The sequence below is a fragment of the Sphaerochaeta sp. genome, assembly GCA_022482495.1.
In the GTDB taxonomy this organism is placed as follows: Bacteria; Spirochaetota; Spirochaetia; order Sphaerochaetales; family Sphaerochaetaceae; genus RUG023.
In genome coordinates this window covers 23,704-32,737 of the sequence record JAKVPA010000013.1, presented here as the reverse complement: position 1 = coordinate 32,737, position 9,034 = coordinate 23,704, and the positions used below count along the sequence as shown (strand labels likewise).

At 55.9% G+C, this 9,034-nt stretch carries 5 protein-coding genes and 1 pseudogene; 5 read left to right on the top strand and 1 reads right to left on the bottom strand.

The features are described from left to right. Positions 1–67 precede the first annotated feature (67 nt). Positions 68–1,822: a heparinase II/III-family protein gene (locus LKE28_10975; protein MCH3908720.1), complete on the top strand. Its 1,755-nt coding sequence runs from the start codon at positions 68–70 to the stop codon at positions 1,820–1,822. A gap of 179 nt (positions 1,823–2,001) precedes the next feature. Next, on the top strand, positions 2,002–3,639 hold the full coding sequence (groL, locus tag LKE28_10970) for a chaperonin GroEL (protein ID MCH3908719.1): 1,638 nt from the start codon (positions 2,002–2,004) through the stop codon (positions 3,637–3,639). Between the two features lie 62 nt (positions 3,640–3,701). Here groL and LKE28_10965 read toward each other — a convergent pair whose 3' ends face one another. Next, entirely contained in the window at positions 3,702–5,396 is a 1,695-nt protein-coding gene (locus LKE28_10965) for an AMP-binding protein (protein ID MCH3908718.1), read from the bottom strand. 219 nt (positions 5,397–5,615) lie between these two features. Between LKE28_10965 and yajC the strand changes: the two genes are divergently transcribed. From yajC to secF, 3 genes and pseudogenes are all read left to right on the top strand, one after another. Continuing rightward, positions 5,616–6,074 carry a preprotein translocase subunit YajC gene (gene yajC, locus LKE28_10960; GenBank protein ID MCH3908717.1) on the top strand — a complete coding sequence of 153 codons (459 nt, stop codon included), beginning with the start codon at positions 5,616–5,618 and terminating at the stop codon, positions 6,072–6,074. Positions 6,075–6,539: 465 nt separating this feature from the next. Next, positions 6,540–7,839: pseudogene (secD, locus tag LKE28_10955) on the top strand (protein translocase subunit SecD). Then, positions 7,832–9,031, top strand: coding sequence for a protein translocase subunit SecF (secF, locus tag LKE28_10950; protein ID MCH3908716.1), 1,200 nt, complete (start codon positions 7,832–7,834; stop codon positions 9,029–9,031). Before secD ends, secF begins: the two are co-directional and overlap by 8 nt. The last annotated feature ends 3 nt before the right edge of the window (positions 9,032–9,034 follow it).

Here is a 9,034-nt window from a genome sequence, read left to right as displayed (position 1 = left end):
TATTTTTCCAAAGTGTTCAAAAAATATGCCCATATGAGTCCTACCGATTATCAGGAGAAATATCGCAATGCGTAACCTTTCCACCATTCCTTTTCAGGTTGCTTCCCATTTTCCACGCCTGCTTGCCCAGGACATCCTTCCTGAAGAAACGCGGCAGATCCTCAGATCCCATGCCGCCTCGTTGATCGGGAAAACTTATCCCTCCATTCCTCTTTCTGCGTTTGGTGAATTCCATCGGAATGGAAACCGGACCCATTACCAGCGCTTGGTGGAAGAACGCAACGCGGATCTTGCCGATCTGCTGTTCGCTGCGTTTTTCGACCAGACGGATGCCTGCATTCCTTCGCTTTTGGATCTGGTGTATCTCATTACTTCGGAAATCGCCTGGTGGCTCCCCGCGCACAACCTCTATCAACGGGATGCGCGGATTATTGCGTATCCGGACACCACACGGCCGATCATTTGCCTTCATGCGGCGGAAACTGCGGCGTTGCTCGCCCTTACCGTCACGCTTTTGGATGATCGGTTGCCTGGTGAGGCGATCCGGCATGTGAAGGCGGAGATTGAACGGAGGATCCTCATTCCGTATGAAACGATGCATTTCTGGTGGATGGGGGATGGCGGGGAGCAAGTCAACAACTGGGGGCCTTGGTGTACGCAGAACGTCTTGCTCTGTTATGCGCTGCTGGTTGCGGATCCCATCCGCAAGCAACAGGCGATCCAACACGCATGCCGGACGCTTGATCGGTTCCTTGAAGGATACGGGGATGATGGCGCGTGCGAAGAGGGGCCGGAGTACTACCATCATGCGGCGGTGACGTTGTTTGGTTCTCTCTGGGTGTTGCAGGGGATGACGGGAAACGCATTCTCCTGCGTATTCGAGGAAGCCAAGATCCGGAATATGGCGGCGTTCGTGAAGCAGATGCATATCTCTGAAGATTGGTATTTCAATTTTTCGGATTGTTCAGCCCGGATCGCCCCTTCCGGCCTGAAGGAGTATGGTTTTGCGAAAGCGGTCCATGATACCGATTTGATGCGTTTTTTCCGAACGAGATGGATGTGTCGCTCGATACCGGAAAAGCTGTTGCTCTCCTCCCGATATGCGTTTGACCGGCTCTGTACCTATGCTCTCTGGAAGGAAGTGACGGAAGCTCCTGATGTCCCGATTGCGGACCAGCGGAAAACAGGCGCCGTTCATTTCCCTTCGACCGGCCTTCATCTGTTCCGGACGAAGGGATTCGATGTGGCGCTGAATGCCGGAAACAATGGGGTGTCACACAATCATAACGACACGGGGTCCATCATCCTTTTCAAGGAAGGGAAACCGGTGTTGATCGATGTTGGCGTTGAAACGTACACCGCGAAGACCTTTTCTCCCGAGCGGTATACCATCTGGACGATGCAGGACTGGTTCCACAACCTGACGATTTTCCCTTCGTTCCAGCAACAGGCAGGGGCGTCCTTCCGTGCGACGGACGTGATGGTTTCCGATCATGGGGTTTCCTGTGAGCTTGCCAAAGCGTATCCTCCTTCCATGCCTTTGGAGTCCTATCGGAGAGAGGTCAGCTTCGGCAATGGTTGCGTCGTCATCCGGGATGTGGTACGGACAAGCGTCTCCCACGAACTGGTCCTGATGAGTGCCTTTTTCCCACAACGTACGGCAACTGGATTGATGATCGGTCCCGCCTGCTTGGAATTTCAAGGTATTCCGAAGACAGAATCCATTCTTCTGGAAGATGAGAAGCTTCGGAATGTCTGGGGGGAACATATCTATCGGACCACTATCCCATATGGTCAAGAGATAATGGTATCCATCACGTAAGGAAGGTACTGAGGGGTGTCCGCAAGCTTCTTCAGTACTGAGAGAAAACCACAGCAAGCGTATGGTTGGGGTAAGAAAAATTTGACCTTGCCTCTTCCCTGAAAAATGAGTACATTACATCACGGTAGAAAAAGCCATTCAAAAACGAAATCAAATACTAATGGAGAGGTTACGATAATATGGCAAAGCAATTACAATTCAATGAGGAAGCCCGTAAGTCTTTGGTTGCCGGTGTGGAGAAGATTTCCCGCGCCGTGATGACCACACTTGGACCGAAGGGTCGTCTGGTTGTCCTGGACAAGAAGTACGGCGCCCCGACCGTAACAAAGGACGGTGTTTCCGTTGCTCGTGAGATCGACCTGGAGAATCCGTTCGAGAACATGGGCGCGCAACTTCTCAAGGAAGTGGCGACCAAGACCAACGATGTCGCTGGTGATGGCACCACCACCGCCACGGTGCTCGCCTGGTCGATCATCAAGGAAGGCATGAAGAGCGTTTCCGCCGGAGTCAACCCGATGGGTATCCGCCGGGGCATCGACAAAGCCGTCTCTGACGCGGTCACCGAGATCAAGAAGGTTTCCAAGGAAATCAAGGAAAAGGAAGAGATCGCCCAGGTTGCTTCCGTTTCCGCCAACAACGACCGGACCATCGGAGACGAAATCGCCAACGCGATGGAGAAAGTCGGACTGGATGGCGTCATCACCGTTGAGGAATCCAAGACGATCGACACCACCACGGAGTACGTGGAAGGCATGCAGTTCGATCGCGGCTATCTGTCCGCCTACTTCTGCAACAACCGGGAGACGATGACCGCCGTCCTGGACAATCCGTACATTCTGATTTACGACAAGAAGATTTCCAACATGAAGGAGCTGCTCCCCATTCTGGAGAAAGTAGCCCAGTCTTCCAAGCCGCTGTTGATCATTGCTGAGGATGTGGATGGCGAAGCGCTTGCAACGTTGGTCGTCAACAGTGTCCGCGGCACGCTGAATGTCGTCGCCGTCAAGGCCCCTGGCTTCGGTGACCGCAGGAAAGCGATGCTGGAAGACATCGCCATTCTGACCGGTGGACAGGTGATCAGCGAAGAGCTTGGCATGAAGCTTGAGAACGCCGAGCTGTCCCAGCTTGGCCGCGCCAAGAGCGTCAAGGTGGAGAAAGAGAACACCACGATCATCAACGGAGCCGGCAAGAGCGAGGACATCAAGGACCGCATCGCCCAGATCAAGAAGCAGATCACCGATACGACCAGCGACTACGACAAGGAGAAGCTGCAGGAGCGGCTTGCCAAGCTTGCCGGTGGCGTCGCCGTGATGAACGTTGGTGCCGCGACGGAAGTCGAGCTGAAAGAGAAGAAGCATCGTGTTGAGGACGCCCTGTCCGCAACCCGCGCAGCGATTGAAGAGGGTGTCATTCCTGGTGGTGGCGTCGCGCTTGCCCAGGCCGCGAAAGCCATGGCCGCAACGGATCTTTCCAAGATGACGGAAGACGAGAAGGTGGGATACCGCATCGTCCGCCGCGCGCTTGAGGAACCGGTGCGCCAGATCGCCGAGAACGCCGGAATCGATGGCTCGATCATCGCCGACAAGGTGATGAACCAGAAGCCCGGCATCGGATTCGACGCGGAGAAGATGGAGTGGTGCGATATGGTGAAGTGCGGCATCGTAGACCCGACCAAGGTCACCCGCAGCGCTTTGCAGAACGCCGCTTCCATTGCCTCGTTGATCCTTACCACCGAGTGCTGTGTGACGGACATTCCCGCCCCGCAGCCTGCTGCTCCGGCAGCTCCCGCTGATGGCGGAATGGGTGGCATGATGTGATCTGACCCCCAGAGAGGGAAGAGACGGACCGAGGATTTCCCCGATCCGTCTTTTTTTTGACTTCAGGAAACCAGGTTCCGTTTGATCTTCTGCGTGGTGGTCATCTCCATCGGTTTGTCCAGGATGGTCACCTTGGATATCTTCTTGTAACCGGACAGCTTGGCGTTCACCTCTCGGATGATGGCATCAATCCTTGCGGGATTCTTCAGTTCCGGGGATGGGAAGATCACCGCCTCGATGCTCTCTGAGGGGACGTCCTTCTTTTCCTGGTATCCGCGGATCAGAATCTGCTGGATTTCCGGATACAGCTGGAACATGTCCTCGATCTCCTCCGGATAGACGTTCTTCCCGCCTTCGGTGACGATCAGGTTTTTGGCCCGTCCCTTCAGGTAGACGTACGACTCGCTGTCCATGTATCCCAGATCTCCGGTGCGCAGGTATCCGTCCTGGTCGAACAGTTCCTTGGTGTGTTCCTCATCCTTATAGTATCCCTGGGTGACGTTTGGTCCCTTGACCCGGATCTCCCCGATGCCGTGCTCGTTTGGCTCTCCGATGATCACCTGATCCAGCGGGAGCACCCTCCCGACGGAGGTGATCTTGAAATGGCTTACCGGATTGAGCGTCACGATGGGGCTGGTCTCCGTCAGGCCGTAGCCCTGGATGAAGTCCAGTCCGAGCTGCTGGTACTGCTTGAAGACATGGGGGGCCAACGGACCGGCGCCACAGATGCAGTAGTGGTTGTGGTCGAGCCCGATCTTGGAAAGCAGCAGCTTGTTGAACAGGGGGCGGAACGGATTCTTTCCGGTGATCAGTTTCAGCGTACCGCCGATGGTCATGCAGAGGCGTACGAACCCATAGGCGAAGATTCCTTTCTTCCGGACTTCCTTCATCATGCCGGAGAGTACCTTGTTGTACAGAAGCGGGATGCCCATGAACACCGTCACATGGCCCCGTTTCAGGTCGTTGATCATCTTGGAGACGACAATCCCCTGGCCGAAGACGCATTCCGCGCCGTGCTTGATGGTCTCAAGCAGCACGGCGGTGCAACAGTAGCTGTGGTGCAGCGGAAGCAGGGCGTACAGCACATCCTTCTCCGTGACACGGAGGAAGATGCCGTCAGCCGCCTGATAGACGTCGCTGATGATGTTCCGGTGTGTCAGCATCACGCCCTTTTCGTTTCCGGTTGTTCCGCTGGTGTACAGGATCGCCGCAAGGTCGTCTTCCGTGCGGGGAACCGGCGGATAGGTTTTGTTTGGGGAGAGGGACTCCCACGATGGGACTCCCTCCGGGGGCGTGCCCAGCAGGCAGACCATCGAGTTTTTGACCTGCTTGATCCAGGGATCGTTCCCATCCAGATGTTCCAGCACGTCGGCGTCGGCGAACAGGAATGACGCTTCGCTGAAGGCGCTGAGGGCCATCACCCGGTCGGGGTGCATGTGGTTGTCCAGCGGGACGATCACCCCGCCGGCGAACTGGACGGCAAGGTACGCGATGGCCCAGGCGGGGGAGTTCTTTCCGTTGAGGACCACCCGGTCCCCCGGTTTCAGTCCCCGTTCCTGCAGATAACCGCTGACACGGAGGATCCGCTGGTAGGTTTCAATATAGGTGAGGGTCTGCCGGTTCGGCGTGAAACAGGTGAAACATCGGTTGGTCGGGTATTTTTCCACCGCGATCAAAAACAGCTGTGCGATGGTGGGCCATTGGCCGGTGAACAACTTGCCTCGATATGCATCAAGTTCGTCCCAGATATGTGACATACGGTTCTCCTTGCAAAGGTGGTAGGTTTGATAGGCAGTATTTTGACACTTCATGGTGAATGTGTCAAGAAAAGAAAGTGTCCTTCCGTTGTGTTTGCCGGGACGGCCCCTCGCCAAACTTGACTATCACCGGCTTGGCGTGGTACTTTGTTCGATACTTGGAAAAATGGGTGTATACTGTTTTTCCGATGTCCATCCACCAGCAAAAGAGAGGAAAGTATGGTGACATTTTTGCTTAACGCCGCTGCGAGCGCAGAAAGTTCCAATGCCGCGGGCGCCCAAGGGTCGATGATGACCACGTTGGTCACGTTCGTTCTGATCATCCTGATTTTCTACTTCCTGATGATCCGTCCCCAGAAGAAGAAGGACAAGGAAGCGCGTGAGATGCTGAACGCCATGAAGAAGGGCGACAAGGTGGTGTCCATCGGAGGCATTCATGGAACGGTCATCGCCGTCAAGGAGCAGACCGTCATCGTGAAGGTTGACGACAACACCCGGTTGGAGTTCTCCAAGAGCGCCATCAGTCAGGTGGTGGACAAGGCCAAGCAGGCCCCGGTCGCCACCGGCAAGAAAGACAAGAAAGCGGAGACGGTGGAGAAGATTGATGCTCCCGCCCCGCAGGCTGCCGCTCCGGCCGAGACGCCGTCCGACACCGCTGAGAAAACCGAAAAGAAATGAAGAATCTTAGATCATCTGGAGAGTATCATGAGTAAACGGAGTCGTCTGGTCATTGTGATTCTGGTAGTCGTGATGTGCGTCGCGTTCCTGTATCCGACGGTGAAGTGGTACTGGTTCGTGCCGCAGACTACCAAGGACTTGGCAACAGGCTCGAACGTACAGATCAAAGAGTATGCCCGCGGTCAGGCCACAAGGGATTTGCGCGCATTGAAGGAACTCGTCGCGAGTGACGGCAACGCGCCGGTGCCCAGTGAGTACCGGTACTTGGTGGCGTCCGCCAAGGCAACGTACAAAGCCTCCAAGGAGAAGGTGCCTTCCAAGTGGACGGTATCCTCGTTGCTTCGGGGCTTCTATACGGAACAGGATCTGTTCGACACCATCGAGTCCAACTATCGGACCAGTTTGGTATCGGCCAAGAAGCTGTCCAACCGGGCGCTTCAGCTTGGACTTGACCTCCGTGGAGGCATGAGCATTTTGCTGGATGCCGACGTGAAGGCGTACGAAGCCAAGAAAGGTTCGCCGGCTAAGGCGAGCGAGGTGACTGATCTGGTCTCCCAGGACATCGAGATCCTGCAGAACAGGATCAACCAGTTTGGTGTCAGCGAACCGGAAATCCGGTTGCAGGGCACCGACCAGATTTTGATCGAGATTCCTGGCGCTTCCGATCCGGAACGGGTCAACTCGTTCCTGCGCGGCAAAGGCTCCCTGACGTTCCAGATGGTCGATACCGACCTGACCACCCAGCTTCAGGAGTATTTCAAGGCGAATCCCAGCGAGGTGTACACGGCGACGGGCGCCATCAAGCAACCGTCTTTCCTGCCTGCCGGCAAGGTCGCCACGGGATACTATGAGAATGATGAGTACGGCATCGACGAGCTGAAGAGCTTCGTCGTGCTGGACGAAGAGATCGGGTTGGATGGCGAGCATCTGGAAAGCGCCACCACCTCGACGGATGGCATCACCGGAAAACCGGTGGTCAACTTCCAGCTGGACACCACGGGTGGTGATTTGTTCTACAAACTCACTTCGACCAATGTGGGCAAGTCCCTGGCCGTTGTGATGGACGGAAACGTCAAGTCGATCGCGACGATCAACGAACCGATCCGCGCCAGCGTGCAGATCAGCGGATTCGGCCAGAAGGAAGCCAATGATTTGGCCATCGTGCTGAAGACCGCCGCGCTTCCCATCCAGCTGACCGTCGCCAACCAGCAGAGCGTCGGCGCAACGCTGGGAGAAGATTCCGTCAGCCAAGGCTTCAAGGCGTTGTTGATCGGTCTGATTCTGGTGATGGTGTTCATGTTCGCCTACTACAACGTCACCGGGTTGGTGGCGGATCTCGCCTTGCTCTTCAACTTGATCATCATGGTAAGCGTGTTGTCGGCGTTCAACTTCACCGTCACGCTCTCCTCCGTTGCCGGTCTGGTGCTGACCCTCGGCATGGCGGCTGGACGCAAACGTGATCATCAACGAACGTATCAAAGAAGAACTCCGCCAGAAGAAGAGCCCCCAGGCAGCCGTACAGGCAGGCTATGGAAAGGCGTTCTGGACCATCATGGACTCCAATATCACGACGATCATCGCCGCGTTGGTGCTTTCCTCCCTCGGGTCTTCCGCGGTGAAGGGATTCGCCAACACGTTGGCCATCGGTATTGTCAGTTCGCTGTTCACCGCGCTGTTCGTCTCCCATCTGATCATGGATGCGGCGGTGACGGACAGAAAGAACGCAAAGCTGCACATCGGCTGGAGGAAGGACCAAAATGTTTAAGAAAAATATTCCTGTCATCAAGTTCCGCTGGTATTCCGTGGCGCTGGCCTGTGTGCTGCTCCTGGTGGGAATCATCAGCTTCATTGCCTATGGTGGATTCAACCGGGGCATTGACTTCGAAAGTGGTCTTGGCGAACGGGTGCAGCTTGCTCCGACCGGCATGACCGTCACGTACACCGGGGCAGAGAGCGCTACGCTTTCCATCTCCTCTTCCTCCATCACGGTGGAAGTGCGTGGTGAGGAAGGCGTGCAGAACTACGTCTTCGATCCTGTGACCTATCCGACGGTGGCTGATGTCGCTGCCGGTCTGGCAAAGATCTCCGGAGTAACGGTGACCACGGTGGATGGTTCGCTGAAGACAGCCAACATCCTTTCCGGATACGGATTCCCTGCCACGCTGAGTGAGAAGGGGACCGTGCTGAATTTCGCGAACGGTGGTACGGTGACGATCGACGAGGTCCGCAAGGCTTTGGAGTCGCTGGGCAACGTGAAGATCCAGACGGTCGGCGCTGCCGCTGACCAGATCTTCCAGATCCGTGTCGGCATCAAGGAAGGGGACACCCAGGCTTCGATGGAGGAAGCGATCAGCACTGCGTTGGGAAACGCATTCGGTGCGCAGAACCTGGTCGTCCTGCAGAGCGATTACGTCGGACCGAAGTTCAGCTCCTCCCTGTTGAAGGGCTCGATCCTTTCCATCATTGTGGCGCTGGCGCTGATTTTGGTTTACATTTGGATCCGGTTCCGTTTCGCCTATGCGGTCAGTTCCATCCTGGCGTTGTTCCACGATGTGTTCATGCTGCTCGGATTCATCAGCCTGCTTCGCTTTGAGTTCTCCAGCACGACGGTCGCCGCGCTGTTGACCATCATCGGATACTCGCTGAACAACACAATCGTCATTTTCGACCGTGTCCGTGAGAACGTGAAGCTGGAAAAGGACGCCGCGTTCGACAGCTTGATCGACCAGTCGGTGACGCAGAGCATGAGCCGGACGATGTTCAGCTCGGTGACCACCGTGCTGGCCGTCCTTCCGTTGGCCATTCTGGCAAGCGGAGACATCAAGCTGTTCGCCATCAACATGATCTTCGGCGTGGTGGTCGGAACGTACAGTTCCAACTTCCTCGCTCCGGTGTTCCTCAACTGGATCACCGCTTCCCAGAAAAAGCACAAGGAAGCCAAGGCCGCTGCGAAGTGATTT

Bases quoted from the DNA above. Each gene is read 5' to 3' on its own strand.
- secF (MCH3908716.1), top strand. From the start codon at position 7,832: ATGTTTAAGAAAAATATTCCTGTCATCAAGTTCCGCTGGTATTCCGTG.
- LKE28_10965 (MCH3908718.1), bottom strand. From the start codon at position 5,396: ATGTCACATATCTGGGACGAACTTGATGCATATCGAGGCAAGTTGTTC.
- yajC (MCH3908717.1), top strand. From the start codon at position 5,616: ATGGTGACATTTTTGCTTAACGCCGCTGCGAGCGCAGAAAGTTCCAAT.
- groL (MCH3908719.1), top strand. From the start codon at position 2,002: ATGGCAAAGCAATTACAATTCAATGAGGAAGCCCGTAAGTCTTTGGTT.
- LKE28_10975 (MCH3908720.1), top strand. From the start codon at position 68: ATGCGTAACCTTTCCACCATTCCTTTTCAGGTTGCTTCCCATTTTCCA.